The sequence below is a fragment of the Alteromonas pelagimontana genome (genome assembly GCF_002499975.2).
Taxonomy (GTDB): domain Bacteria; phylum Pseudomonadota; class Gammaproteobacteria; order Enterobacterales; family Alteromonadaceae; genus Alteromonas; species Alteromonas pelagimontana.
This window is the reverse complement of sequence record NZ_CP052766.1, coordinates 441,033-467,625: the sequence shown is the minus strand read 5'-3', so window position 1 is coordinate 467,625 and position 26,593 is coordinate 441,033. Positions and strand designations below refer to the sequence as shown.

At 45.4% G+C, this 26,593-nt stretch carries 27 protein-coding genes and 1 tRNA gene; 17 read left to right on the top strand and 11 right to left on the bottom strand.

Annotated features, from left to right (window positions below):
- The first annotated feature begins 13 nt into the window (after positions 1-13).
- Both CA267_RS02175 and kdsA read left to right on the top strand, forming a co-directional pair.
- Positions 14-382, top strand: coding sequence for a SirB2 family protein (locus CA267_RS02175; RefSeq protein WP_408609404.1), 369 nt, complete (start codon positions 14-16; stop codon positions 380-382).
- Positions 383-400: 18 nt separating this feature from the next.
- Entirely contained in the window at positions 401-1,255 is an 855-nt protein-coding gene (gene kdsA, locus CA267_RS02170) for a 3-deoxy-8-phosphooctulonate synthase (RefSeq protein ID WP_075608994.1), read from the top strand.
- Positions 1,256-1,319: 64 nt separating this feature from the next.
- Here kdsA and CA267_RS02165 read toward each other — a convergent pair whose 3' ends face one another.
- On the bottom strand, positions 1,320-1,607 hold the full coding sequence (locus CA267_RS02165) for a hypothetical protein (protein ID WP_075608995.1): 288 nt from the start codon (positions 1,605-1,607) through the stop codon (positions 1,320-1,322).
- A gap of 216 nt (positions 1,608-1,823) precedes the next feature.
- Between CA267_RS02165 and CA267_RS02160 the strand changes: the two genes are divergently transcribed.
- The 5 genes from CA267_RS02160 to fusA all read left to right on the top strand — a co-directional run bounded on the left by CA267_RS02160 (position 1,824) and on the right by fusA (position 7,046).
- Positions 1,824-2,723, top strand: coding sequence for a transcriptional regulator GcvA (locus CA267_RS02160; protein ID WP_075608996.1), 900 nt, complete (start codon positions 1,824-1,826; stop codon positions 2,721-2,723).
- A complete protein-coding gene (locus CA267_RS02155; RefSeq protein WP_075608997.1) occupies positions 2,716-3,351 on the top strand; it encodes an alpha/beta fold hydrolase in 636 nt (211 codons plus the stop codon). The genes CA267_RS02160 and CA267_RS02155 overlap by 8 nt, the downstream gene beginning before the upstream one ends.
- Positions 3,348-3,725, top strand: coding sequence for a DUF423 domain-containing protein (locus tag CA267_RS02150; RefSeq protein ID WP_075610032.1), 378 nt, complete (start codon positions 3,348-3,350; stop codon positions 3,723-3,725). Before CA267_RS02155 ends, CA267_RS02150 begins: the two co-directional genes overlap by 4 nt.
- Positions 3,718-4,794: a 23S rRNA (cytidine(2498)-2'-O)-methyltransferase RlmM gene (gene rlmM, locus CA267_RS02145; protein ID WP_075608998.1), complete on the top strand. Its 1,077-nt coding sequence runs from the start codon at positions 3,718-3,720 to the stop codon at positions 4,792-4,794. The genes CA267_RS02150 and rlmM overlap by 8 nt, the downstream gene beginning before the upstream one ends.
- A gap of 164 nt (positions 4,795-4,958) precedes the next feature.
- Entirely contained in the window at positions 4,959-7,046 is a 2,088-nt protein-coding gene (fusA, locus tag CA267_RS02140) for an elongation factor G (RefSeq protein WP_075608999.1), read from the top strand.
- A 239-nt stretch (positions 7,047-7,285) separates the two neighbouring features.
- Here fusA and CA267_RS02135 read toward each other — a convergent pair whose 3' ends face one another.
- From CA267_RS02135 to CA267_RS02120, 4 genes are all read right to left on the bottom strand, one after another.
- A complete protein-coding gene (locus CA267_RS02135; protein ID WP_170669005.1) occupies positions 7,286-7,438 on the bottom strand; it encodes a hypothetical protein in 153 nt (50 codons plus the stop codon).
- Between the two features lie 232 nt (positions 7,439-7,670).
- Positions 7,671-9,701 carry a transglutaminase family protein gene (locus CA267_RS02130; RefSeq protein ID WP_075609000.1) on the bottom strand — a complete coding sequence of 677 codons (2,031 nt, stop codon included), beginning with the start codon at positions 9,699-9,701 and terminating at the stop codon, positions 7,671-7,673.
- Positions 9,698-10,669, bottom strand: a complete 972-nt coding sequence (locus CA267_RS02125) for a DUF58 domain-containing protein (RefSeq protein WP_075609001.1) — start codon at positions 10,667-10,669, stop codon at positions 9,698-9,700. Before CA267_RS02125 ends, CA267_RS02130 begins: the two co-directional genes overlap by 4 nt.
- Before the next feature lie 12 nt (positions 10,670-10,681).
- Positions 10,682-11,599 carry an AAA family ATPase gene (locus tag CA267_RS02120; RefSeq protein WP_075609002.1) on the bottom strand — a complete coding sequence of 306 codons (918 nt, stop codon included), beginning with the start codon at positions 11,597-11,599 and terminating at the stop codon, positions 10,682-10,684.
- Positions 11,600-11,806: 207 nt separating this feature from the next.
- On the opposite strand from CA267_RS02120, the gene seqA reads away from it, so the two are divergent.
- The 7 genes from seqA (at position 11,807) to CA267_RS02085 (ending at position 20,466) form a co-directional block, all read left to right on the top strand.
- Positions 11,807-12,406, top strand: coding sequence for a replication initiation negative regulator SeqA (gene seqA / locus CA267_RS02115; RefSeq protein WP_075609003.1), 600 nt, complete (start codon positions 11,807-11,809; stop codon positions 12,404-12,406).
- Positions 12,407-12,476: 70 nt separating this feature from the next.
- Complete coding sequence (pgm, locus tag CA267_RS02110; protein ID WP_075609004.1) at positions 12,477-14,129, top strand: phosphoglucomutase (alpha-D-glucose-1,6-bisphosphate-dependent); 1,653 nt, start codon at positions 12,477-12,479, stop codon at positions 14,127-14,129.
- A 243-nt stretch (positions 14,130-14,372) separates the two neighbouring features.
- Entirely contained in the window at positions 14,373-16,856 is a 2,484-nt protein-coding gene (locus CA267_RS02105; protein ID WP_075609005.1) for a glycogen/starch/alpha-glucan phosphorylase, read from the top strand.
- Positions 16,857-17,276: 420 nt separating this feature from the next.
- A complete protein-coding gene (locus tag CA267_RS02100; protein WP_075609006.1) occupies positions 17,277-18,587 on the top strand; it encodes a putative bifunctional diguanylate cyclase/phosphodiesterase in 1,311 nt (436 codons plus the stop codon).
- A gap of 103 nt (positions 18,588-18,690) precedes the next feature.
- Positions 18,691-19,731 (top strand): succinylglutamate desuccinylase, encoded by a 1,041-nt coding sequence (gene astE, locus CA267_RS02095; RefSeq protein WP_232367588.1) that lies wholly within the window; start codon positions 18,691-18,693, stop codon positions 19,729-19,731.
- Positions 19,724-20,140, top strand: a complete 417-nt coding sequence (locus tag CA267_RS02090) for an HIT domain-containing protein (protein ID WP_075609007.1) — start codon at positions 19,724-19,726, stop codon at positions 20,138-20,140. Before astE ends, CA267_RS02090 begins: the two co-directional genes overlap by 8 nt.
- Complete coding sequence (locus CA267_RS02085) at positions 20,137-20,466, top strand: heavy metal-binding domain-containing protein (RefSeq protein ID WP_075609008.1); 330 nt, start codon at positions 20,137-20,139, stop codon at positions 20,464-20,466. Before CA267_RS02090 ends, CA267_RS02085 begins: the two co-directional genes overlap by 4 nt.
- A 121-nt stretch (positions 20,467-20,587) precedes the next feature.
- Here CA267_RS02085 and CA267_RS02080 read toward each other — a convergent pair whose 3' ends face one another.
- From CA267_RS02080 to CA267_RS02065, 4 genes are read right to left on the bottom strand one after another with little or no spacing between them, the layout of a single operon-like run.
- Positions 20,588-20,767, bottom strand: a complete 180-nt coding sequence (locus CA267_RS02080) for a DUF2897 family protein (RefSeq protein ID WP_075609009.1) — start codon at positions 20,765-20,767, stop codon at positions 20,588-20,590.
- The gene (locus CA267_RS02075; RefSeq protein ID WP_075609010.1) at positions 20,764-21,441 is read right to left on the bottom strand and encodes a M15 family metallopeptidase; all 678 of its coding nucleotides are present in this window, start codon (positions 21,439-21,441) and stop codon (positions 20,764-20,766) included. The genes CA267_RS02080 and CA267_RS02075 overlap by 4 nt, the downstream gene beginning before the upstream one ends.
- The gene (dapE, locus tag CA267_RS02070) at positions 21,438-22,565 is read right to left on the bottom strand and encodes a succinyl-diaminopimelate desuccinylase (RefSeq protein WP_075609011.1); all 1,128 of its coding nucleotides are present in this window, start codon (positions 22,563-22,565) and stop codon (positions 21,438-21,440) included. The genes CA267_RS02075 and dapE overlap by 4 nt, the downstream gene beginning before the upstream one ends.
- Positions 22,562-22,912 carry an ArsC family reductase gene (locus CA267_RS02065; RefSeq protein ID WP_075609012.1) on the bottom strand — a complete coding sequence of 117 codons (351 nt, stop codon included), beginning with the start codon at positions 22,910-22,912 and terminating at the stop codon, positions 22,562-22,564. Before CA267_RS02065 ends, dapE begins: the two co-directional genes overlap by 4 nt.
- Positions 22,913-23,361: 449 nt before the next feature.
- On the opposite strand from CA267_RS02065, the gene CA267_RS02060 reads away from it, so the two are divergent.
- Positions 23,362-23,793 (top strand): OsmC family protein, encoded by a 432-nt coding sequence (locus CA267_RS02060; protein ID WP_075609013.1) that lies wholly within the window; start codon positions 23,362-23,364, stop codon positions 23,791-23,793.
- Between the two features lie 37 nt (positions 23,794-23,830).
- On the opposite strand, the gene CA267_RS02055 is transcribed toward CA267_RS02060, so the two are convergent.
- The gene (locus tag CA267_RS02055; RefSeq protein WP_075609014.1) at positions 23,831-24,340 is read right to left on the bottom strand and encodes a PTS sugar transporter subunit IIA; all 510 of its coding nucleotides are present in this window, start codon (positions 24,338-24,340) and stop codon (positions 23,831-23,833) included.
- A 12-nt stretch (positions 24,341-24,352) separates the two neighbouring features.
- Positions 24,353-24,739, bottom strand: a complete 387-nt coding sequence (locus CA267_RS02050; RefSeq protein WP_075610034.1) for an ACT domain-containing protein — start codon at positions 24,737-24,739, stop codon at positions 24,353-24,355.
- Positions 24,740-25,220: 481 nt separating this feature from the next.
- On the opposite strand from CA267_RS02050, the gene CA267_RS02045 reads away from it, so the two are divergent.
- Both CA267_RS02045 and CA267_RS02040 read left to right on the top strand, forming a co-directional pair.
- Positions 25,221-26,297, top strand: a complete 1,077-nt coding sequence (locus tag CA267_RS02045) for a hypothetical protein (RefSeq protein WP_075609015.1) — start codon at positions 25,221-25,223, stop codon at positions 26,295-26,297.
- Between the two features lie 151 nt (positions 26,298-26,448).
- Positions 26,449-26,525 (top strand) — tRNA-Val (locus CA267_RS02040).
- The last annotated feature ends 68 nt before the right edge of the window (positions 26,526-26,593 follow it).

The following is a 26,593-nucleotide window of genomic DNA, read 5'->3' as shown; positions in this document are numbered from 1 at the left end:
AGTCACTATGTATATGATGGCCAAACACCTCCACCTGACGGCCGTAGGGCTCAGCATATTTTTATTCGTGCTGCGTTTTATGTGGGCGCAATTTAACCCTGCTATATTGCAAAAAAAATGGGCAAAAGTTGTTCCCCACATTATTGATACTGTTTTATTGGCCAGCGCAATCTGGTTATGTTTTCTCCTTTCTCAGTACCCACTGGTCACCGGCTGGCTGACATTTAAATTAATTGGTGTGGTGCTGTATATTGTATTGGGATTGTTTGCGCTAAAAAAAGCAAAAACAGCACAGGGTCGGTGGCTGTGTTTTATTGCTGCACTGGTAGTGCTGGCTTCTACAGCGCATGTAGCTTTCACCAAACAACCTTTGTTTTTCTGAACCAATAGGTAAGATTTTATGAGTGTATCGCAACAAGTATTATCGGTCGGTAATATTTCAGTAGGGAACGAATTACCCTTTGTGTTGTTTGGCGGAATGAACGTGCTGGAATCTCGTGATCTGGCAATGCGCATCGCTGAACACTATGTCGAAGTCACTGAAAAGTTAGGCATTCCTTATGTCTTTAAAGCATCGTTTGATAAAGCTAATCGCTCTTCCGTATCTTCCTATCGTGGTCCGGGAATGGAAGAAGGATTGAAGATTTTCAGCGAGATTAAGAGCACGTTCAATATCCCGTTGGTTACAGACGTACACGAGCCTCATCAAGCCGCGCCAGTAGCAGAGGTTGTAGATATTATCCAACTGCCTGCTTTTCTTGCTCGTCAGACAGATTTGGTAGTTGCCATGGCAAAAACCGGCGCGGTGATCAATGTGAAGAAGCCGCAGTTTCTGGCGCCCCATGAGATGCGCCATATCATTGGCAAGCTTGGCGAAGCGGGAAACGACAAGGTTATCCTATGCGAACGCGGCAGCTGCTTTGGCTACAATAATTTAGTGGTAGATATGCTGGGAATGGACGCGATGAAAGCCTATGCCCCGGTTATTTTCGATGCCACTCACGCGTTACAAATGCCAGGAGGCAGGGCAACTTCCGCTGATGGACGGCGAGCTCAGGCTGCACAACTAGCCAGAAGCGGTATGGCGTTAGGCCTTGCAGGTTTATTTATTGAAGCTCATCCGAATCCAGACGAAGCAAAGTGTGATGGTCCTTGTGCATTGCCATTGGCAAAGCTCGAACCCTATTTAGCACAGATGAAAGCGCTGGATGAACTGGTGAAGGGTTTTGATGCGCTGGATACCAGCAATATGTAAAACTCATCTGGAGACGAATGCTGGCGGCGATGCCGCCAGCATGCGAATCAGGTGTGTAGAGTAATTATTCGCTGCGTGAAAGTGCTTCGGCTTTCTGATCAGCGTTTTTATTCAGTACCAGTAAGCCTTTTCCCAGCACTTTTTGGCTTTCTTCTGCCAGCGTAGTGAGTGCTTGTGCCTGGATGCTTTCATTAAAGAAAATCTCAGGTTTTGCAATTTGCTCCTTAAGGTGAGCGTGGGCGGTTGCTGATAAGTTAGCAAGCGGGTCGGTACTAAGAGGTTGTTCAGCTGCGTGAACAGAGCCAGTGGTGGCTACCACTGCAAAAATAGTAGAAAAAAGAAATTTATTCATATCACACCTAATTAATTTAATTTAAAATACGTTTAAAGCTTGTTAATCGCGTTAACATTTTGCATCCGTAAGCATCTGATTAAAAAAGATGTTTTTAGGGTGCGGATAAATAATAAGCAAATTAGCGTAAAAGATAAAACGAGTAAAAGTAGGGTATCTTCATTAGGAAAACTAATGTAAAATTCGAATCGATTTCAATCGGGATTTTGATAGGTTATGCAACGACGGCTGCCACCATTAAATGCGCTCAAAGCCTTTGAAGCCGCGGCGCGACACCTTAGTTTTACCCGTGCAGCCGACGAATTGTTTGTTACTCAGGCCGCGGTGAGTCATCAAATTAAGGCGCTGGAAGATTTCTTATCCATGAAGCTCTTTATTCGCCGCAATCGAACATTGCTGCTTACAGAAGAAGGACAGGCTTATTTTCTCGAACTTAAGGATATCTTCAAAAGTCTTCAGGATGCCACGGAACGTTTGCTGGCCAGAGGCAGTAAAGGCGCAATTACGGTGGCCATGCCGCCGAGTTTTGCCAGTCAGTGGCTAGTTCCCAGAATTAGTAAATTCAGTAATGCTCATCCTGACATTGATGTACGCATTAAAGCCGTTGATTACGATGAAGGCTTTTTACAAGACGATGTAGACGTAGCTATTTACTACGGAAAGGGCCGCTGGTCCGGCGTTCAGGCAGATAAACTGCATACCGAGTTCCTGACTCCGTTATGTTCGCCGTTGTTGTTTAATGGCCCAAAGCCTCTTTTAAGCCTGAACGATTTAAAGCATCATGTGCTGTTGCACGATTCCAGCCGCTCAGCGTGGAAGGACTGGCTAAAACAAGTGGGCGTGCACGGCGTGAATGTGAATCAGGGGCCGGTATTCAGTCATTCGATGTTAGTCTTACAAGCCGCAGCTTTGGGTCAGGGTATAGCATTGGGAAATACGATTTTGGCTCGTCCGGAGTTAGATGCGGGAAGGCTGATTATTCCTTTTCCCGATAAAGTAGAAAGTCGTGATGCTTTTTATCTGGTGTGTGATCAGTCGCAAGCGGATTTAGGAAAAATTGCTGCATTCAGAGAGTGGATCCTGGCGCTGGTCGAGGAAGAGCAGGACGATGTTTAGCTATATCCGAGAGGACGCTGAAGCGTCACAGGCGCTTTTGCTGTTGGCGCACGGTGCCGGAGCTGGAAAATCTTCGGCTTTTATTGAGGAAATAGCATCCTTACTTGTAGCGCGACGCATTGCGGTGATTCGGTTCGACTTCCCTTACATGCAACAGATGACTGACACGGGAAAGCGTCGCCCTCCCGATAGCAGTGAGAAGCTTCAGGCGCACTTTGTTGCTTTGTGCGAGCAAATGAAGCGAGAATTCCCAATGCTACCTGTTTTTCTGGGTGGTAAATCTATGGGTGGGCGTATTGCTACTACGATATTGGGAAACACTACGACTGAAGGTGCTGTGGTGTTTGGCTATCCTTTTCATCCTCCCGGTAAACCTGAAAAGTTACGGACGGCTCATCTGGAAACTTTGACGAAGCCGGTAAAAATTATTCAGGGCAGTCGTGATACATTCGGTTCGCAAGAGGAATGCAAAAAATACGACTTATCGCCCGCAGTTTCTGTTAATTTTTTGACGGACGGCGATCACAGTCTAAAGCCAAGAAAAGCCAGTGGCTTTACTCATCAGCAACACTTAGAGCAAGCGGCAGATTTGACTGCTGAATTCATTCTTTCATGGTGCAAAAAATGAAACATTTTATACTTATCGGGGCGAGTGGCGCGCTTCTGGCTGTCGTGCTTGGCGCGTTTGGCTCTCATGGTTTAAAACAGATACTTGATGCTGGGGCGCTTCAAACGTTCGAAATTGGAGTGCGGTACCAAATGTATCATTCGCTGGCGCTATTACTTTTGGTCGCACTCGCGCCACATTTTCGTCCCCGCACGGTAACCATTGCAGGGTGGGCGTTTGTTGCAGGCACTCTGCTTTTTAGCGGGAGCTTATATTTATTGGCTATTGCAGATATGAAGTTTTTAGGACCTATCACTCCTCTGGGTGGTTTATTTTTAATGGCCGGATGGATGGGTGTGGTTGCCGCAGCAATTCAAGGAAGTGGCAATGACTAGCATTCTCGCCTATTGCCGTCCCGGCTACGAAGCTGACACCGCTCAGGAGATAACTGAGCGAGCAGCAATTTTAGGTATTTACGGCTATTGTACTTTTGATTCCGGGCAGGGATTTATAAATTTTAAAGTACAAAATCATACCGATGCTGATCGACTTGGGCTTGAATTACGTGTATCCAGCACCATCTTTGCGCGACAATTGATTGTAGCAGTTGCTGAATTAGAAGATTTGGATACCGCTGATCGCATATCTCCTATTGTTGAAGCGGTGGCGTCCTTTCGCAGCGATCACTGGCAGAACGGCCTGCTTTTCGTCGAACATGCCGATACTGAAGAAGGAAAGGACCTGGCGAAGTTTTGCCGCAAATTTGCTGTGCCTCTACGTCAATCATTACGAAAGCATCGCTTACTGACATTTAAAGAAAAGCCTGAATTGCGGGCGGTCCACGTTTTTTTTTGTCGGACTGATAAAGCTTTAGTTGGTTATAGTTATCCCGATTGCCGTTCGGAGTTTGCCAATGGGATCTGCAGGTTAAAATTTCCCTCATCTGCGCCTAGCCGATCAACGTTAAAATTAGAAGAAGCCATTCTTACTATGCTGACTGCGGCGCAGCAACAATCGGTGTTTAGAGCTGGCGGAAGGGCTGTGGATTTGGGCGCGTGTCCGGGCGGATGGACCTATCAACTGGTTCAGCGCGGGCAATTTGTTGAAGCTGTGGACAATGGCAGCATTGATGATGCGCTAATGGCTTCCGGCCAGGTTGAACATTTCGCCGCAGACGGATTCACTTATCGTCCACAATTTGGCCGTGTAGATTTGCTGGTATGTGATATGATAGAGCAACCTGAGAGGGTAGCTAAATTAATGGGTGACTGGCTGGTAAAAGGCTGGGCGGAGCATGCAATTTTTAATTTGAAGCTGCCCATGAAACGTCGCTATGAAACCGTAACGACAGCAATAGATGGCTTGCAAAAGCGATTACAAAATATCAGTGGTAATTTTAACCTGAATCACAGGCATCTTTACCATGATAGGGATGAAATCACGGTAACTGTGATTAGACAATAATTTCATTCTATTGCTTAATTGATTGAATTATATATAAAAAAATAAATGGTGGCGCGGATCCGCTGCGTAAGTTTTATACTTTCTGCGGAAAAAGGTGTAAAAGTGATACCAAAATCCTTTATAATCCCGCCGTTTTTTTACTCTGAACCAACGAAAGTGAACTAATGGCAGACTTATCTCATTACAGAAACATTGGTATTTTCGCCCACGTAGACGCGGGTAAGACTACCACTACAGAACGTATTTTGAAGCTAACCGGTAGAATCCACAAAAGTGGTGATACCCATGACGGTTCGACAACCACAGATTTTATGGAACAGGAAGCTGAGCGAGGTATTACCATTCAGTCAGCTGCGACTACCTGTTTCTGGAAAGATCATCGCCTAAATGTTATCGATACTCCGGGACACGTTGACTTTACTATCGAAGTGTATCGTTCACTAAAAGTACTTGATGGTGGTATCGGCGTATTTTGTGGCTCTGGCGGTGTTGAACCACAATCTGAAACTAACTGGCGTTATGCTAACGATTCAGAAGTTGCCCGTATCATCTTCGTAAATAAACTGGACCGTATGGGTGCAGATTTTTACCGTGTAGTTGGACAGGTTAAGAAAGTTCTGGGCGCTAACCCACTGGTTATGACATTGCCAATCGGTATTGAAGATGACTTCGTCGGCGTTGTTGATGTACTTGAACAAAAAGCCTACGTTTGGGACGATTCTGGCTTGCCAGAAAACTACGAAATTCAAGATGTCCCAGAAGACATGAAAGAGAAAGTAGCTCAGTATCGCGAACAGTTAATTGAAAGTGCTGTTGAGATAGATGACGATTTGATGATGGCGTATATGGATGGTGAAGAACCTTCTATTGCTGACATTAAGCGTTGTATCCGTAAAGGTACGCGGGATCTTACCTTCTTCCCAACCTATTGTGGTTCAGCATATAAGAATAAAGGCGTACAGAACGTACTGGACGCAGTTGTTGATTATCTGCCAAGCCCGACAGAAGTTGATCCGCAGGATCTGACTGATCCTGAAACCGGTGAACCTACTGGTGAAGTAGCGAAAGTATCAGTAGATGAGCCGTTCCGTGCTTTAGCATTTAAAATCATGGACGACCGTTTCGGTGCGCTTACCTTTATTCGTATTTACTCCGGTAAGTTGAAGAAAGGCGATACCATCTTAAACTCTGCTACGGGCAAAACTGAACGTATCGGCCGAATGGTTGAAATGCATGCAAATGATCGTACAGAATTAGCGGGTGCTCATGCCGGTGACATTCTTGCTATCGTAGGTATGAAGAACGTTCAGACTGGTCACACGCTGTGCGATCCAGACCATGAATGTACACTTGAGCCAATGATTTTCCCAGAGCCAGTAATCTCGATTGCTGTTGCGCCAAAGGATAAAGGTTCAACTGAAAAAATGGGCGTAGCTATTGGTAAAATGGTTGCAGAAGATCCATCTTTCCAGGTTGAAACTGATGAAGATTCTGGTGAAACTATTCTTAAAGGGATGGGCGAACTTCACTTGGATATCAAAGTCGATATCCTGAAACGTACTTATGGTGTTGAGCTGGTCGTGGGGCAGCCTCAGGTTGCTTATCGTGAAACTATCACCAAAGAAATTGAAGATAGCTACACGCATAAGAAACAATCTGGTGGTTCTGGTCAGTTTGGTAAAATTGATTACCGCATCAGACCTGGCGAGCAAAACTCTGGTTTCACCTTTAAGTCAACGGTTGTGGGCGGTAACGTTCCGAAGGAATTCTTCCCAGCAATTGAAAAAGGCTTTAAAGGCATGATGGGCGAAGGCCCGGTGGCAGGATATCCGGTACTGGACGTTGAAGTTGAACTTTACGATGGTGGCTTCCACGCCGTTGACTCTTCGGCTATCGCGTTTGAAATTGCAGCCAAAGGTGCATTCCGTCAGTCAATGCCTAAAGCTGGTCCTCAGTTACTTGAGCCAGTGATGAAAGTGGACGTGTTTACGCCAGATGATCACGTTGGTGATGTAATTGGTGATTTGAACCGTCGTCGCGGTATGATCAAAGATCAGGAAGCTGGCGCCACAGGTGTTCGCGTTAAAGCTGACGTACCGCTTTCTGAGATGTTCGGTTACATTGGTCAATTGCGTACGATGACGTCAGGTCGTGGTCAGTTCTCTATGGAGTTCAGTCACTACTCTCCAACGCCAGCAAACGTTGCTGAAAAAGTAATCGAAGAAGCTAAAGCGCGTAAAGCGAAGAAATAATTTCGTTTGCGCTAGCCGCTTTATAAAGGATCCCCTGCCATTTTTGATGACAGGGGATTTTTTATATTTTTTCCGTTAATCCTTTCATTTCAGTAAAAACTGTCCGAAACCTGATCTTGTAAATTGGGCCACAGCATTTAAAGTAGTGTCAGTTATGTCTTGTCCCTACTACTTATGTCCGAGGTCTATTTCATCTTCTTCAATTTTTTTATGTTGCCACTTACATTAGCTGTAATTTGCTATCTGGTATGGGGGCGTTCGGGGGTAATTAACGGGATGCTGGTGTCCACATCATTGAAAGGAAGCGCGATAGTTATCGTCCGGCCAACGGTCTCCTCTGTGTTGCGATTGGACAGATGCGTAATACTACCGGCAAAAATGATTACCACCATACAGTGTTCTCCAAGATGTATTTGCCTGCTGGCGGGACCTTTCCTAATGGCAGAAATCTGGTTATCTCCACGTCTTGTACCTCGAGTGGCAAGTCGAGCTAAGCGGCTTTTTCCTGTTGCGCAAATTAGTCATGTGGAATGCTATCAGGAACACACACTTACGCCCCAGCTGTTATAACGATAAACACGACGACTGGTTAAGATTGCCCGGGTGTAATACCTATTGTAAAAGTTATCTTTTATTCTGTTGTAGCGATTTTTTCAGTAACCGTAGCGTTACTTTCATCCGGATCATTTCCTTACTGACTCTGTCGCCGGTAGCCGGATGATACTCAATAATCTCGAATTTCTGAGTTAAGCTGCTAAATTGCATTGCCGCAGGTAGAGGCAAACAAGGCCGCACTTTTTCCATATACTGGCGGGGAGCAAGATGCATTCTGGGTATACCAGAAAAACGAGCTACAAGCGTCACTCCTTTATGGTAAATTGCGAAATGTTCAGGAGGTGGATTTCTGCGCCACTTGGGGAGGAAGTAGAGTGCGAGTAGCCCCGCAATGACGGCCATAATAGCGAGAAACAAAACGGTGAGGCGAAGCGGCGTTATTTTGCCCAAAATCAGCGTTAATAAGTTTTGCTGCATGTTAGCGTTGAACCCCAGAACCCAGCGGCTCCACAAGTAATCCATATTGGCAAACAGATGACGTAGGTTCGCCAGCACCGGTAACTGTCTTAATCCGGAAAACGGGTTGTTATCTAATAGTTCACCTGATTCTTCAATGGCTTCCTGTAAGCCAAATTGCAAGCGGGCAGGTGCTACCACGCTGGTGGGATCAAAACGTACCCAGCCTTGTTCACCTAGCATCGCTTCTACCCAAGCGTGGGCATCGTACTGATGTACACTAAGAACATTGGCCGCTAATGTTTCGCCGCCCTGGTAACCTGTTACCATTCTTGCGGGGATCCCTGCAAGCCTTAAAGCATAAGCCATGGCACTCGCGTAGTGCGAGCAAAAACCTGCCTGATGGTCAAAGAGAAATGCATCTACAGGATTCAAAGGCATAGGCGTAGGCGTTAACGTATAGCGGAAAACCGGTTGTGCAAAGTGCGCCATAATGGCATTAATAAAACGACTATCGTCAGAAAATGTCTGTCGCAACTGTTTTACCCATTGCGCCGTTCGCGGATTTCCCGATTGAGGTAATTGCAGATTGATGCGACGGTCTACACTAAGCAATGACTGGTTTAACGGTGTAGCGGGGTAGGAAGAGACATCGTACGCCCATTTGCTTCTCAGCGGTTGCGATGCAATAAGCTGATAGTCGGCGCTCTGCCAGATGTAATCTCTGCTACTAAAATTGTTCGCTAAGGCAACATCAATTGCGTAAAGCCATGTCTCACCGGTAGGTTCAGCTATTACCTGATAATGGTATGCAGCACCAACGACTTCCGGCGAAAATTCAGCGCCTGAAGACTGGTACTGCTTGCGTGTTTGTTTGCGCAGTTCACTTACCTGCCAGCTTTTGCCGTCGAAATGTTCAAGTGTAATGGCTCTCCAGTAGCGTTCATTTTTATCAGGAACTGCACCTGTAAAAGTGGCATTGAAAACTAAGTCAGTAGATAAGGTGAGTTTGGCGATATCGCCAGGAGTCACTTTTTCGGTTAGCCCGGAAGTGGTGGAACTGCCGGTTGGCATTTTCCAGAGTGGAGGCAACTGGGGAATAATGAGGAAAAGCAGCAAGGCAATAGGAATAGCCTGAACTGAAACAACAGTTAAACTTCTGATTTGACGGGGTAAGGCTTGCCCGGGAGCATAGACGGCAGACAACGCAACAAGACAGACCAGCAGTAAAAGCAAATGAAAGGCAGCGCTGAAAACAGACTGATTAAAGATATACCCGCATCCAATGAGGAAAAGCCCACACCCGAATAAATGTAAAAAGTCTCTGCGTCGCGTTAACAGCATCAATTTCAGCGCGCAGGCCATTACCAATAAATTGACCATAGCGAGGAGCAAACCTAATTGGGGCGTAAACCAGGCGAGGGTGATTGCACAAAGTACTGCTAACAGGTTAACAGTGAGGCTTTTCGGCGCGTGCCGATATTTGCCGATGTACAGAGAAATACGCACCATGACCGCGCATAGCATAAGTAACAACACCCAGAGCATCAATGATGAAAAAAGGCCGAGACTGACAGCTGCAAAAAACAGCGCAATGATCAAGCTCGCACGGTGTCCGGCAATGGGAAGGCGGCCCGCTGTCATTTTACTTTTTCCTGCCTATTAAACTGGGCGAGAGCAGTTAAACATTGGTGCTTATGTCGCTCTCCTTTTGCAACAGGTATTTCAATGTTCTGCAGTTGCATACCGAATTCAATTTTTTTATCAGTGAGTTTAATTACCTGATAAGCCAGCTTACCCAGCTCGGTTTCTAAATCAGTATAGGTAGACGGGAGTACGAGATAACCCGTTGCAGATTGTTGTTCACTAAACGACTTACTTACCCAATCACCTCCTTTTGCTACATTTTTCCAGGCTACTCTGTGTAAAGGCTCCCCCGCTTGATAATTTTTCAGGCCATTGAAATCATCATGGCCTGCATGTTCAGTGGCGATATTCCCAGTGTCAGCCTGGTTATGTTGCAGGTCAATTGCGCAAGGCACCGGCGCTGGATAGATGTTTAAGGTCTGTGAAAAATCGAGATGGGTCCAGCATTTATATAACCCCAACGGATATTCGGTGTAACAGGTAATGCGGGGAAGGGGGATTACACCTCGCTGCTGAGTCGCGAAAGGCAGAACAATATGCGGCAAATCTGTATCCAGATCTATCGTGATCCTGCTTTTTTCTTGCCACCAGCTAGCATGCAATAACCCATGCGCAGACGGCTCGTTGTCAGTTGTTATTCGTAGGCAGATAACGGCAATATCACCAGCAAAAACCGGCGTAACAGTTTCAGCTTTTATTTGAATACGAGCGAAGTTTAAATAGCTGGAAAACAGGTTCAACAGAAAAAGCGCAAGCAAAAAGTAACATAGGAAAAGCATGAGATTGTTCTGATAGTTGGTACCTAATACAAACAGGCAGATGCACATCACCAGATACCCGAGGCCAAACCAGCCGGGAAAGATAAAAATAGAACGCAGATCAAGCTGATGCTGTTGACTGGCGGGAATACGCTTGTCCAGCCATTGCAACAGCCGTTGCCGCCAGTGTTTAGCAATTAACTGCATGTAGCTTTCCTGTCACGCAGCAAGAGGGTCTACGCTTTCCAGTAGCTGGTCACTGAGGATCCCTTCATTGTGGTATGCGTCAGCGGTTGGACGCAAACGATGCTCGGCAACTGCAGTAAATGTAGCTTGCACATCTTCGGGAACGACATAACGTCTATCATGTAGAAATGCCCATGCTTTAGCGGCCTGCATTAGTGCTTTGGACGCACGGGGCGAAAGGGGGTGAGGGTAAGTGCTGTCATCCCGGCTCAAATTTACCAGTCGAAGAATATAGTTAATAACAGCATCACTACAATGAAGCTGTGAGACCTGTTGCTGCATATCTAGGAGCGTTTCTTTAGCAACCACAGTCTCAAGACTAGAATGATTGCGCTGGCTACCGGCGTTCAACATAGCTTTTTCCGCCTCCCAGGAAGGATACCCTAAAGAAATTCGCATTAGAAACCGATCTAACTGCGATTCTGGCAGTGGGTAGGTTCCCGCCTGATGACTGGGATTCTGCGTACCAATGACAAAAAACGGAGTGGGCAGGGCATAAGTTACACCATCAATACTAACTTGTTGTTCTTCCATAGCTTCTAATAAGGCGCTCTGGGTTTTGGGACTGGCGCGGTTTATCTCATCAGCCAGCACCAACTGATTAAATACTGGCCCTGGCTGAAATTGAAACGCTTGTTTCTGCGCATTAAAGATATTGACCCCCAGCATATCTGCGGGTAGTAAATCGGAGGTAAACTGAATGCGGGAAAACTCCAGACCAAATACACTGGCCAAGGCATGCGACAGTGTTGTTTTCCCCATACCTGGCAGATCTTCAATTAATAAATGGCCGTTGGCTAGCAGACAGGTGATTGCCAGTTTTATTTGTTCGGGTTTACCAATGATATGTTGGCTTAGTGCATTTATGGCACTGTGAAACTCTGCTTTCATAGTAAGCCTTGGATTGAATTCGACTTTGGTCATTAAGCATGTTACCAAGTCGCGAAGACTGATAGATAATTTGATTGATACGTAAGTATAGTTAGCTCACCCTCTATTGCCCAAAACAAAGATAAAGGCGTTAAAATTGCCCTGATTAAGTGCTGCGATAGCGTGAGGGGTTGATTATAATGGCGCAGTTAACTAAGGAAGCATTTTATGAAAAGAATTGATATTGATGAAGATTTATATGGTTTTATCGCCAGCCAGACCAAGCATATTGGTGAAAGTGCGTCAGATATTCTTAGACGGCTATTAATGCCGGAAACACCGGCACCAGCGAAGAAAGTTCAGAATTCTGGCGCTGTGGGTAGCGCACGAACAGATATACCAGCAACCCCAGCCAAAACGTCGCAAGCGAAAAAGCCATCGGCTCCACCGCCTTCGGATGAAGCCGCGCCGTCGGTGGTGCATGGTAAAGGCGATATTCTTGCACGCCTTACTGATAAAGCCCTGGCCGCCTACACCAAAAGGGTGGATCAGTTTGTTTTCATTCTTTCTGAATTGCATCATCTGCATCCCGATGCTTTTGCCAAGGTTGAACAGATTAAGGGAAAAAATCGTACTTATTTTGCAACCTCAAAAGAGGAGTTACTGGAAAACGGTAGCAGCACAAATCCCAAAGCAATTCCCGACAGCCCGTATTGGGTAGTAACCAATAATAACACAGCGAAAAAAGTCGCTATGTTGGAGCATGTCTTGCAAATTCTTGGGTATGACGAAGACATTACCCGCGCAGTGGTGGCTAAATTCGATTAAGCATCCATGGGCCGCGCTGCTGGCGTAAATGAAACGAATTTCAAATTAAAAACACGTAGAAGGACATCACATGGCATTACATCCACAGGCAGGTAAACCTGCCGCGCCGGAACAGCTGATTAACGTTGCGCAACTGGTCAGTCAATATTATGCGTATGTGCCCGATCCGAAAGAGGCAAGTGAGGCTGTGAGCTTTGGCACTTCCGGGCACCGTGGCACAGCCATGTCTGTAACCTTTACAGATACGCATATCGCGGCAATTTGCCAGGCATTAGCTGAATATCGAACACATCAACAAATCACCGGCCCTATTTTTATTGGTAAAGATACTCATGCGTTATCCGAGCCTGCAATGTTAACGGCTATTGAGGTACTGGTTGCCAATAACATCAACGTAGTCATCCAACGTAGCGACAACGCCAGCCGCGGCTATACACCCACCCCGGTAATTTCCCGAACTATTATTCGTTATAATCGCGATAGAAAGGAAGAATTTGCTGATGGTATTGTGATTACCCCTTCGCACAATCCTCCCGCAGACGGTGGCTTTAAGTATAACCCGCCGCATGGAGGCCCTGCCGACAGCGATGTAACGAAAGTTATCGAAGAGCGCGCCAATCTGTTAATCGCGGGCGGAAATAAAGATGTAAAGCGAATACATTTGCGCCAGGCGATGGATAGCGATTTGGTAAAAGAAGATGATTTTATGGAAGCTTATATTGATGACCTCGACCAGGTAATTGATATGGAAGCGATTGCAGGTGCTAACCTGACGCTGGGCACGGATCCTCTTGGCGGTGCAGGGGTTGGGTACTGGGATAGAATCGCTGAAAAATACAATCTCAATATTACTGTGGTCAATGAGCGGGTTGATCCACAGTTTGGATTTATGCGCAGAGATAAAGACGGCAAACTGCGCATGGATTGTTCTTCGGCCTACGCCATGGCGGGTCTTATTGAGCTAAAGGACAAATTCGACCTCGCGTGGGGTAATGATCCTGACTTTGATCGTCATGGTATCGTGTGCAAAAGTTCCGGCTTAATGAATCCAAACCATTATTTAGCCGTGGTGATAAATTACCTTTATCAACATCGCCCCGAGTGGTCACAAAAACTCAAAGTAGGCAAAACCCTCGTTTCCAGTTCCATGATTGATCGCGTCGCCATGTCGTTAGAGCGTGAAATTGCTGAAATGCCTGTGGGCTTTAAATGGTTTGTTCAAGGTTTGGCAGATTGTGACATTGGCTTTGCGGGTGAAGAAAGTGCTGGCGGTATTTTCCTGCAAAGAGACGGCAATACCTGGGCCACGGACAAAGACGGTTTTATTCTGTGTCTTTTAGCCGCGGAGATTCTTGCAGTCACGGGCAAAGATCCCGGCGAGCATTATAATGAGCTTACACAAAAATTCGGCTCCCCGTACTACCTTCGGGTTGATGTTGCTGCCTCGCTAGAAGAAAAGAAAAAGCTGTCAGCAATGGACGTATCTGTAATAACCAACGATACCCTTGCGGGAGAACCTATCCTTTCGATACAGACTCAGGCACCGGGTAACAATGCTGCGATCGGCGGTGTGAAGGTTTCGACAAAGAATGGCTGGTTTGCAGCAAGACCTTCAGGTACAGAACAAATTTATAAAATCTACGCTGAGAGCTTTAACGGTGAAAATCATTTACAAGAACTCATTCAGGAAGCTGAAGATTTAGTGGGGAAAATTATTAAATAATCTCTATTTGTAAGTAGGTTACAAAAATATTGCTGATAATTTGTTAAAAAACGGGTGAATGCATACGTTTTCATCCGTTTTTTACGGGAATTCACAATAGTTTTACACAAAAACATTTTAAACGCTGCTATATTGCTGTTATTACTGCTTATTCATTTGTAATTTTATTACGATTTCGCGTGATTTTGTTCCCAAGGAGCAAGCTCTTTTATTCACGCCCAATCTTAACAGTGAGAAACCGCTATGAACGCAAAAGTGATTAAAGCCAAAGCTCAGTCAGACGGTCAGAGTTATAAATCAGATTTTAAATCGTCCATTATTCGCCATTTACACTGTACATTGGGAACCGATGAAAATAAGGCGAATAACCATGCTTGGTGGAAAGCCACATGTGCAGCCATGCAGGAACGTGTATTGGAAGGGTTAAGAAAGACCCAAAAAACCCATTACCTCAATGACACCCGTGCAGTACATTATTTCTCCGCAGAGTTCCTAATGGGCCGTTTATTGTCAAATAACCTGCAAAACTTCGGTTTATACGATGCAGCTGCGGAAGCATTAAAAGAATTAGGCGTTGAGCTTGCCGATATCATGGAAGAAGAGCCAGATATGGCATTAGGTAATGGCGGCTTGGGTCGCCTGGCAGCGTGCTTTATTGATTCTTTAGCCACCATGGAATTACCAGCAATAGGTTACGGAATCCATTATGAGCATGGACTGTTTCGACAGGAAATTAAAAGCGGCGCGCAAATTGAGCGACCAGATAGCTGGCGTGACTTCGGTAATCCGTGGGAAATCTGCCGCCCAGAATCGATCCAGGAAGTATCGTTGTTCGGGTACGTGGAAACAAAATACGGAGACAACGGACGAATTCAGAAAGAATGGCATCCGGGTTCTATTGTAAAAGGTGTGCCGTGGGATATTCCTGTTGTTGGCTACGGCGGTAAAACCGTAAACGTTCTTCGTTTATGGAAAAGCGAGTCGTCAGGATATTTTAACTGGGACGTATTTAATGCGGGCGGTTACGTCGATGCGCAACGGGAAAATGTTCAAGCTGAAACCATATCAAAAGTGCTGTATCCCAATGATGAAACTGAAGCGGGTAAAGAGCTGCGACTCATTCAGCAATATTTCTTTTGCTCTTGCTCACTAAAAGATATTATTCGCCGGTATAAACGCGCCCATGGCGACGATTGGAGCCGCTTTACCGATCAGGTAGTTATTCAGTTAAATGATACCCATCCGGCTATTTCCATTCCTGAGCTCATGCGAATTTTAGTGGATCGTGCAGCACTGGATTGGGATAAAGCCTGGGGAATTTGTACAAAAGTATTTGCTTATACAAACCACACGCTGCTACCGGAAGCCCTGGAAAAATGGCCCGCTCGAATGTTGGAAAAAATTCTGCCACGGCATCTGGAGATTATCTATGAAATCAACCACCGCTTTATGGCTGAAGTAGATAAAAAATGGCCAGGTGATACCAGTAAAAAGACTAAGCTTTCTATTATTGAAGAGGGCAGCGAAAAGATGGTGCGCATGGGCCACCTTTCTGTGATCGGTTCCTTTAAAGTAAACGGTGTAGCTGAAATCCATTCCCGTTTGGTAAAACAAAACCTGTTCCCCGAGTTCAACGAATTGTGGCCTGATAAACTTACCAATGTGACCAATGGCATTACGCCCAGACGTTGGTTAAAAGCGTGTAATCCGCCGCTGTCCAGATTAATTGATAAGAAGATTGGGGAAAACTGGCCACTAGACCTGAAAAAGTTGGAAGGCCTGCTGGAGTACGCCGATAATAAAACATTCCAGAAACAGTTCATGCAGGTTAAGCAGCAGAATAAGCAGCTGTTGGCAGATGAAATAAAAAATACCTTAAATATTGATGTCGATGTAAACGCTATTTTTGATGTGCAAATTAAGCGGATGCATGAGTATAAGCGTCAGCACCTAAATTTACTCCATATTATGGCGCTTTATCGCCGGATTTTGGAAAATCCGGATTATGATATGCATCCACGCGTATTTATTTTTGGCGCAAAAGCCGCACCAGGATACAAACTTGCTAAAGATATTATCTTTGCCATCAACAAAGTGGCAGATAAAATTAATCAGGACCCACGGGTAAAAAACAAGCTGAAGGTTGCGTTTTTACCTAACTATCGTGTTTCCCTGGCAGAAAAAATGATCCCGGCTTCTGATGTATCAGAACAGATTAGTACCGCAGGAAAAGAAGCTTCGGGTACAGGCAATATGAAACTTGCTCTTAACGGCGCTCTGACAATAGGCACATTAGATGGCGCTAATATTGAAATAGCTGAAGAAGTCGGTGAAGACAATATCTTTATCTTTGGCTTAAACGTTGATGAAGTGCACGAACTGCAGGAAAAAGGGTACAACCCCCACGATTATTACTATCGTGATCCAGAAATTAAAGCTGTGCTGGATTGGCTGGAAACCGATTATTTCACGCCAGGTAAACCCGGTGCGTTAGTGTCAATCAAGCAAAGTTTGTTAGATTATGGCGACCCTTATTTTGTACTGGCAGATTTCCGCGCCTACGCCGATGCGCAGGAAAAGGTAGACAAAGCATATCGGGATAAGGACCGCTGGGCACGCATGGCTATTATTAACACTGCCAAAATGGGTAAATTTACTTCAGATCGTTCAATTCAAGATTATGTCGAACGGATTTGGAAACTGCAGCCTTGTACTGTAGATAAGTAAAGCAGTTAACACGCTTCTTAAAAAGCCTGACGATGTCAGGCTTTTTTGCGTCAAGCAAGTGGTCAGGACTAACACTGCTTTATTTTTCCATTCTCGCAGGTCTGGCTTCAAAGATGAGGTTGATGCCGATCCGCATGGGCAAGTCTTCACACAGCCGTAAAGCTAGCCGACGGGAGAAAGTAGCGCTTCCCATCTCCGCGCTAAAGCGTTTTTCAGTTCAACGTGCCTTCAATGATGCACGTTGAAACGAAAAAAGTGCGTTCTTTAAGCTGATCACATATCTATGCAGTAGGTATAATAACCAGGTATTTGAGGTGATACGAATTTCCGGTTGCGTCGGCCTCTCCGCCGTGCTCTTATAGCGCTAAGAATTTTATAATAACAATAACTTAGCTTGTTTATAGGCGAGGAAGCGTCCGAATGAGCCGATTGCACCAATCTTTGGCGACAATCCCGAATCGCTATGCGTTTATCGATACAATTGACAAGTGCGCGCAACAACATGATCAGTTTTCTCTTATGTTGGTGGACGTGGTACGTTTTTCAGATGTAACAACCAGTCTGGGCATTACCGTAGGAGACCAGTTCCTGCTGGAGATCGCCAATCGAATTATCTTGCTATTTAACGAAGACATCAGCTTTGGCCGAATAAGCGGTGATGTATTTGGTATTATTTTTCCAAAAAGAACAGGCCGAACGCAGATGCTTTGCCGTTTTGAAAAGCTGGTTGAGCATTTTAAAGTTCCCATGCAATACGATAATCATGCATTTATTGCCGACTTCAATGTGGGTGTGGTATCTACCGGCAAACATGATTTTGATCTTACGCTTTTTGTTTCGCGGGCAGAAACAGCGCTGAAGCAGGCGAAAGAAAACAAATATGAAAATTTTTACCTGTTAACCCATGAAGAAAAAGCAGATACCGGCCGAAGTCTTGCACTCAAAGCAGATTTAAAACGCGCGCTTTTACAGAATGAGCTGGAGTTGTATTTTCAGCCACAAGTAAATCTACAAACTTTGGAGATTATCGGTGCCGAGTGTTTATTAAGATGGAATCATCCACTTGACGGGGTGTTATTTCCCGGCCCGCTAATTGAAGCCGCTGAATCCTACAATATGATGAATGAGCTAGCGTACTGGACGTTTGAGCAGGCATTCGTAAGTATGGCGACGCTTGATAGTGCTGGTCTGCGAATTTCTCTTTCTATTAATATTTCTCCTACGCAACTCTATGACAGCAAACTGATACCCACATTACTTAACTTAAGTAAACGGCACGGTATTCAGCTTTCACGATTTGAGTTAGAGCTTACTGAAGATGTGGCGCTTTCTAATTCTTTAATGGTTAAAAGACAATTATCTCAGCTTCGAGAGCAAAAAGTGGCGATTGCCGTAGATGATTTTGGCAAAGGTTACTCCAATTTAGCTTATATTCGTGAGCTTAATCTTAACGCTCTTAAGATAGACAAAACCTTTGTCATGGAGCTTTCTAATAATCCGGTTAATCGAGCCATTATTGAAGCAGCAAAAATTATTGGTAAGGCGAAAAGTTGTGATGTTATTGCTGAGGGCGTTGAGACACTGGAACAGCTGCATATATTGCGCGAGATAGGCATCACGATGGGGCAGGGGTATCTTTTCTCTCGAGCAGTGCCAATAAACGAATTTATTACTTTGGCAAGTGCCGATATTATTGTGGGAAGTTCGCCATTGCGCAGAGTGATTGTGTAGAACCCGCGATCGAAACCGCGCAACACCTGCTTGGCTTTTGATCGAGGAAATCGGTAAACTGTGGCCTTTACTTTATTTCAACATAATTGGTGACAGCATGCCGATGGAACGTCGACTCTTAGATGAGGGAGAGTTTCTAGCACTTTCTCGTTTCGAACCTCAATCCGTAGCCACACCAAAAAGCTATCTTCTTTCGAACGGCACTACTGTATCTGTTTTTGCACCTGGTATCATCTGTTTCGAACCAGCTAAACGTTTGAAGGTAAACAAGCATATCGTCATTTCCTGCGGCATTCATGGCAATGAAACCGCGCCTATTGAAATTTGCGATTCAATAGTAAAGGAATTACTCACCGAATCGTTGAGAAGCGCGCATCGCGTACTTTTTCTGTTCGGCAACTTACCTGCCATGGATGTAGCTGAACGTTTTATCAGCGAAAATATGAATCGGCTGTTTAGTGGTGCGCATTCTCAGGGTGCCGGGCTGTGTAACGAAGAAAGACGCAGAGCAAAAATACTTGAAGATGCGGTAACGGCATTTTTCGCGGAGGCCCCGGCAGGTGACAGTCGTCATCACTATGACTTGCACACGGCCATTCGTGAATCCAAAAATGAAAAATTTGCTGTCTATCCTTTTTTGCATAGCAAACCTCATAGTCGCTCGCAACTGGCTTTTCTTGCCGCATGTGGCGTAAAAACTATTTTGCTTTCGGAAAGCCCCACTACTACATTTAGCTACTATTCGTCATTTCATCATGGCGCCCACGCGTTTACTGTAGAGTTAGGAAAAGTTCGGCCATTCGGTCACAATGATATGTCGCGCTTCGCGGACGCGCAGTTCGCCCTGACGGCGTTGCTGACAGAAGAAGATTATGCGCCTACAGTTAAACTTGAAGAGCTGGAAATTTTTAGGGTGAATCAGGTTATTAATCGTCAGCAAGACGATTTTGTACTACATTTTGCTGATGATTTACCAAATTTCACAGCCTTTAGCAAAGGCGCGGTATTAGCTACAGAATCGGGAGCAACATATTCTGCTGAACAAGATGGCGAAGCTATTGTTTTTCCTAATGCCAACGTAGCCATTGGTCAGCGAGCACTACTTACCGTAGTGCCTGCAAGGTTGGAGACGTCAGATGTTTGAACTCGACAGCCGCTTGGCAGCAGACACCTACGTGGTTGGCGAGCTGCCCCTTAGCCGCGTGTTGTTAATGAATGACCGCCAGTTCCCGTGGATTATTCTGGTGCCGAAACGCGCCGGGGTTCAGGATACAATTGATCTGACAGAAGCGGATCAACTGCAACTGTTAGCGGAATCCCGCCAGGTGTGTCTGGCGCTAAAATCGTTGTACGCACCTGATAAACTGAATGTGGCTGCTCTGGGCAATATTGTGAAGCAGTTGCACGTACATCATATTGCACGGTATCGCGACGATATAGCCTGGCCGCAGCCGATATGGGGCAGGCAACCTGCAATACCCTATGATAGCCAGTCTGCGCAGCTTAGATGTCAGCAGCTCAAAACCTTTCTTAACATGGAGGATAAGCGATGATTATTTCAACCACTCCCACGCTGGAAGGTAAGCGTATCGAACAGTACTACGGTATCGTTATCGGCGAAGCGGTTATGGGCGCCAATTTGTTTAAAGACATGTTTGCGTCTATTCGGGATATTGTTGGCGGCCGTTCTGGAGCCTACGAAGATGAACTTACCAAAGCACGCAAACTCGCGTTCGCTGAGCTTGAACAAGAAGCGCGAAATATGGGCGCTAACGCTGTCGTTGGCATTGATATCGACTATGAAGTTATTGGTGAAAAGGGCAGCATGCTTATGGTGAGTATTAGTGGTACAGCAGTAAAGGTGGTGGATAACGCTTAGTATTGAACTAACCTATATCCTTTACTATTGTACTAGGTGGGGAGGCGATGCCCCTTTACGACTTTATCAACAAAAAGAAAAAGCAGCGAAGCGAATAATCATTGCTGTTCCTTAGCAATGATCAGAAGAATGAGGATGGTTTATCTTTTTCCTTTTTTTCAATTTCTGCCTTTTCTTCTTTGCTTGGAGGAACATAGTCTTTGGGAAGTTTAAATCTGGCGCTGGATTTTAGCAGCATCACGTTTCCCACTACTACGCCAAGTACCAGCAGCACAATTAACACTATCCACAAAGTACTCATACACTTCCTCTATTTAAAATGTAACGGTGAAACAGTTCATCAATTCGACTCAGAACGGCATCTTTACCCAATATGTCGGCCCCATCAATGGTCGCAACTAACGAATCTATCGAACGTGCAGCTTCAAACGGGTGAGCTTGTTCAGTGTGGCTTAAATGCCATAATTCGCAAGCGACGCCGCCATTGTATTTTAAAAACGGGCGGTGGAACCCGTACTTCGCAGCATTAATGTCCAGCCATTTTGCTAAGGCAAAACAGGGTCCTCCTTGGCGATATTCGCTGTCAATCAGTTCAAATTTTTGAGAAGCCTTTTCTACGGCGCATTTGTCGTATACATCAATGTCGGTTCCCCAATGATGCCGACTTGTGCCGGGCAATGCAGACCAGGTAAGAATGGCATCAATTTTTTCATTATCGTTTAGCGTAGTGAAGTCCAACAACTGTCCGGTTGCGTTGTAAAGTGGCATCTCACCTTGCCATTTACGATTCCAGATAAGCCGTTGACGCTCAAAGTCGCGATAGCTGCTAACCAGCTGGCAATCAATTCCGGCTTCTTGCGCCGCGTCCTTCAGCGCCATATACGCAGGAAGGACATCCTGATGTAACCGATGCCCGTTGCCTGCATCAGCAAGAAATGGATTCTCAACGCCTAACCATACGGTTGAGGGGATCACGCTAGTAACCTCACCAGCATGGAATAGTAAATTTCGCTCAAGATATTGAGATCTTCCATTTTCACGCACTCATCGACTTTATGAATAGTGGCATTGACGGGGCCAATTTCAATCACTTCGGCTCCAGTAGGAGCAATGAACCGGCCATCCGACGTGCCGCCAGCCGTCGATAGCTGTGTAGGGACGCCGGTGACATCAGCAATGGCAAATTGCGTTGCTTCGAGTAGCTTTCCCGAATCTGTTAAAAAAGGCTGACCGTTAAATGTCCATTTGATTTCATAATTTAAATTATGTTGATCAAGAATAGTGGTAACGCGCTTAATCAATTCTTTATCAGTGACTTGTGTGGAAAAGCGAAAGTTAAAACAGACATGACATTCACCCGGAATGACGTTTCCCGCACCAGTTCCTGCATGCATATTGGAAATCTGAAAGCTGGTAGGAGGAAAAAAAGAATTACCATCATCCCAGTGAGTGTTTGCTAACTCGGCTAACGCAGGAGTAGCATCATGTATCGGATTTTTAGCCAGGTGAGGATAGGCTACATGCCCCTGTACACCTTTAATCACTAAATCACCGGTAAGCGAGCCACGTCGGCCATTTTTAACAATATCTCCAACGCGGCTGGTGCTGGAGGGTTCGCCCACCACACACCAGGTGATTTTTTCGTTGCGGGCTTCTAACGTATCAATGACCCGAGTGGTTCCGTTGATAAAAGGGCCTTCTTCGTCACTGGTGATGAGAAAAGCAATGCTGCCTCTGTGATCAGGATGGTGATTCACAAATTTACGGGTGGCGATCAGCATGGCAGCAAGACTGCCTTTCATATCTGCCGCACCTCTGCCGAAAAGGTAACCTTCTTTTTCAGTAGCAACGAATGGCGGGGTTTGCCACGCTTCCTCAGGGCCACTGGGAACAACGTCAGTGTGCCCGGCAAAACAAAATACCGGACCATCAATGCCCCTGCGCGACCACAAGTTGGTGGTATCTTCAAACATCAAGGTTTCGTTGTTAAATCCGGCAGCGTCTAGATACTCTTTTATCAGTTCCTGGCATCCTGCATCTTCAGGAGTGACTGATTGCCGGTTGATCAGGTTTTTTGCCAGCGCGATCACGTCACTCATTTTGCAAAAAACTCCGTATAATCCTGAGGTTTAAAGCCCAACGCATAGTTGCCGTTGTCAATGAGAATGGGGCGCTTAATCATAGCGGGCTGCTTAAGCATCAGCTCCAGCGCACTGTCTTTGTCGAGATTGGCTTTTTGCGCGTCGTCAAGCTGTCTAAAAGTCGTGCCTCGCTTATTAAGCATTTGCTCCCAACCCAGCCGCTTTTCTGTTTCTTCCAGCCAGTTCTTATCGATACCTTCTTTACGGTAATCGTGAAAAACGTAATGTATGTCTTTTTCATTTAACCATTTGCGCGCTTTTTTGATGGTATCGCAGTTGCTAATACCAAAAAGTGTTGTTGTCATAGTGCATGTAACTATAGGAAAGGGTAACGCCAGTCTATCCCGACCTTGCAATGGATGCAAAAGGTACAGCCGAGTTGAAACTCTTACATGTTGAAGAGCGTATCGACTTCATTATCCCCTGAGAAAAGCGCCAGCCATAATAGTTGCTGCTCCGACGCAAAGCCGTGCCGTCACCTTTGCCGACAGAATCATTCTCGACTCTTCTATCTCCCTTCAGGCGTGGCTTTTTCAGCTTCTAAGCTGCGCCCATTGCGTTTGATCTAGCGCCACCAAACCTACAGAAATTGGTTTGTCAAAAGTTGAAAATTCTCGCGCTGAGTGAGCACGCGTTAGTGCGGATTGGTATAAATAACGGTTGGGCACGCGTTGTGCAACACTCGTGAAGAAAATGTGGCTCGGTAGAATTTCCGAGCCAAAATCGTTCCGATTAATCTATCTAAGGAGAAGCTATGTCAATTGTAAAAACAGCATCAGCCCATTACCAGCCTCTGGGAAAAGGCGGGCAAGGACATGTTAGCCTTGCAAGCGGAGCAATGTCTGAACAACCTTACGGCTTTAATACCCGATTCGAAGATAAATCGGGTACCAATCCGGAAGAGCTGATTGCTGGCGCTCATGCCAGTTGTTACGCCATGGCGTTATCTTTCGCTTTGGCTGATGCTGGCTATGATACTGGCGAATTAAAAGTAGACGCCGCTGTAACGTTAGAAAAAGACGGAGACGGTTTTACTGTGACGCAGTCAGCGCTGACGCTGGAAGCTAAAGTTTCGGGAATTGATGAAGATGAGTTCTCGTCTATCGCCAAAGATGCAAAAGAAAATTGCCCAATTTCCAAGTTGTTAAAAGCGGAAATTACTCTGGATTACTCATTCCACAATTAAAATATTAAGCTGATTTCTTAATCAAAATTCAGGTTACTTACAGATAGACAGTGAAAAGATTATCTTCCATGGCTCGGCACTGCCGGCCATGCGAGGGTACCAAAGCCTTAATTTTACCCAGGTTCCTGATTGTTACTACACCAATAGGTTCAACCTGCTGGAGTTTCAGCCAGCGTTTGTCAAAAGACATCAGTGGCGTACCTTGCGTGACAGCATTGCGTACTTTTACCAGGCGCTCACATCTCTCGCCCAACAATCTTTCTGTGCCCACACCGATTTTTATCCATAACCTTAACCCGGCAGGAGACACCAGTTGTACCTCATATCCCATTGCCGGAATAGCTTCAACTACGCCATCAAAGGGAGCAAAAACCTGATTGCCTGACAGTGAAACCGCCATCCCTTTGCCCCACATGCCAGCTCGAATTAATTCATTAGGAATAGCGTGTGAAGCAATGCGGGTTCCGCTTACAGGGGAAAGAATCGGAATATGATGAACGTAAGATGCAGGCGCGTTTTCAGCAATTAGCGAATCAAAATAATGCATGGTAAGTGATATTTATTCCTGTACTACAGAATAATCTGCCTTTTCAAGAGCAACAATAGCGTCTTTAAGTTTGTTGTTTTTTATCAGAAAAAAATCGGTTTCAAAAGTGGATACAACAAAAATACTTACCTTAGCTTTCGCGAGAATTGCGCCTATTCGCGCCATAATACCTACCATAGAGAGTTCAAGCGGACCAATAAGCTCAAGTGCGCGCCAGTGGGTGTCAGATTCCAGCGACTCAATTGCAATATCTGAAGGAACGACAATAGACAGTTCTTCCTTCGTCCTTCCAATAAAATAAATCTCACTTTCCAAAACCATTGTGGGGATCCCTTTTTCTATTTCTACACTGTGGATAGAAAATTGCTGCGGTAAAACGGCGAGAGTCTGTAGAGGCATTCCGAATTCATGATAAAAGGGTGAGGCACCTATTAAATCATTATAAATAAACAAGTACCACGTGTTATCCACTTTATCTGTGGATAAGTTTGTTGAGTAGTTTGGGGCTGAATCATAACTTACTGAATTATATGGTTTATCTTTGTTGGTTAAACATTGTTCAGTGGATAACATTTATCTATTCACAAGCATTTTCCACAGCCCGTGTCTACACCTTGCTATAGAAATACCGTAAAAAAAGCGGGTGTATCTGCTAACTTATCGCTTGACATCAGGTTCATAGATAGGAAGAAAATCTCTGGATTGTGAGGCTGGGAAGAGAGCTTTTAGTCAATAAAAAGAAATTGATCAACCTTTCGAATATGAAGGATCATCTTTTGATGATCGCCAGAAGAGAATGAAAAAAACCATAGGCGTTTTCAAGTGAAGAGTGACCTGTTAAATTACGGAAATATTCAGCAATCGTTAAGGAAAACAGGCATTGGCGGCGCCACTTGATATTTATGCCGGGCCAGGCGCGCTGGCTACATTGCGGCAACATGGTTTTTATCCATTACTGTTTAACTATTTTTTAGGAGCTTCGGGTGGACCAAAGTGGTTTGTGCTGGCAGGGCTGGATAGGGTGTTGTTTCCAGAATATTTTCAGCGCCGCGGCGGGCAAATCCAGATTATTGGTTCATCTGCTGGTGCATTTCGCGCGGCATGTATGGTGCAGCAAGATCCTTTACGTGCGATAAATCGCCTGGCTGATGTGTACGCCCACACCGTATATTCGCGTAAACCTACTTCTAAAGAAATTACTGATAGCGCCAAGCATCTGGTTAACCATCTTCTGGGTGAAGACGGTATTATGGATTTGCTGACAAACGAACGTTTTAAAGCGCATATTTTTGCGGCTCGCTGCCACGGAATTATGGAAAGTGCAGGGCGAATGTCGCAATTGTCAGGCCTGGCAATGAGCGGTGCAGCTAACGCGCTTCATCGAAAGCATTTGCAGCGTTACTATTCCCGCAGCGTGTTTTCTGCGCCTGATAGTCGCTTAAGTATTGATGATCCGTATCATCTTAAGACTGAACTGCTGGAGCTGGGATATAACAATGTCAAAGATGCGTTATTGGCATCAGGCGCTATCCCGGTTGTTATAGATGGCGTCGAAAAGATTGTCGCAGCGCCGCCCGGCGTTTATCGGGATGGTGGAATTATCGATTACCACTTTGATTTGAAGTTTGGTCCGGAGCCGGGCTTGGTGTTATATCCGCATTTTTATCCCCATGCCGTTCCCGGATGGTTTGATAAAGGGTTGAAGAAGCGACTGCCACACGCTTCCAGTTACGATAATGTTGTAATGCTGGTACCGTCGGCGGAATTTGTGGCTTCATTGCCCTACAGTAAAATTCCCGACAGAAAGGATTTTGACAAGCTTAACGAAAAGGCGCGCATTCGCTATTGGGAACAGGTGCTGCAAGAATCTGATCGTCTTGGCGAATACTTTATGAAAATTACCGCCGATGGCACAGTGATGGATAAAATTAAGCCGTTGCCGTTTACCTGTCAGTAATACCGTTAGCTTAAGCAAAGTTTTGATCCGACTTGCTTATTTCGCGAGCGGTTAACATCAACAATAGAAAAATCTGCTTGCACCTTCCCCTTTGCATGGCTATTATACGCGCCGACTTCACCAAACGGTGTTTGTCGGCATCATCATTTATGCGTCTATAGCTCAGTTGGTTAGAGCGCTACCTTGACATGGTAGAGGTCACAAGTTCGACTCTTGTTAGACGCACCATCTTTAAAGGGCTGCAGCCCGATCACTCAAAGCTCATTCCAAGTGTAACCTTTCTGTACCCTTTCTGT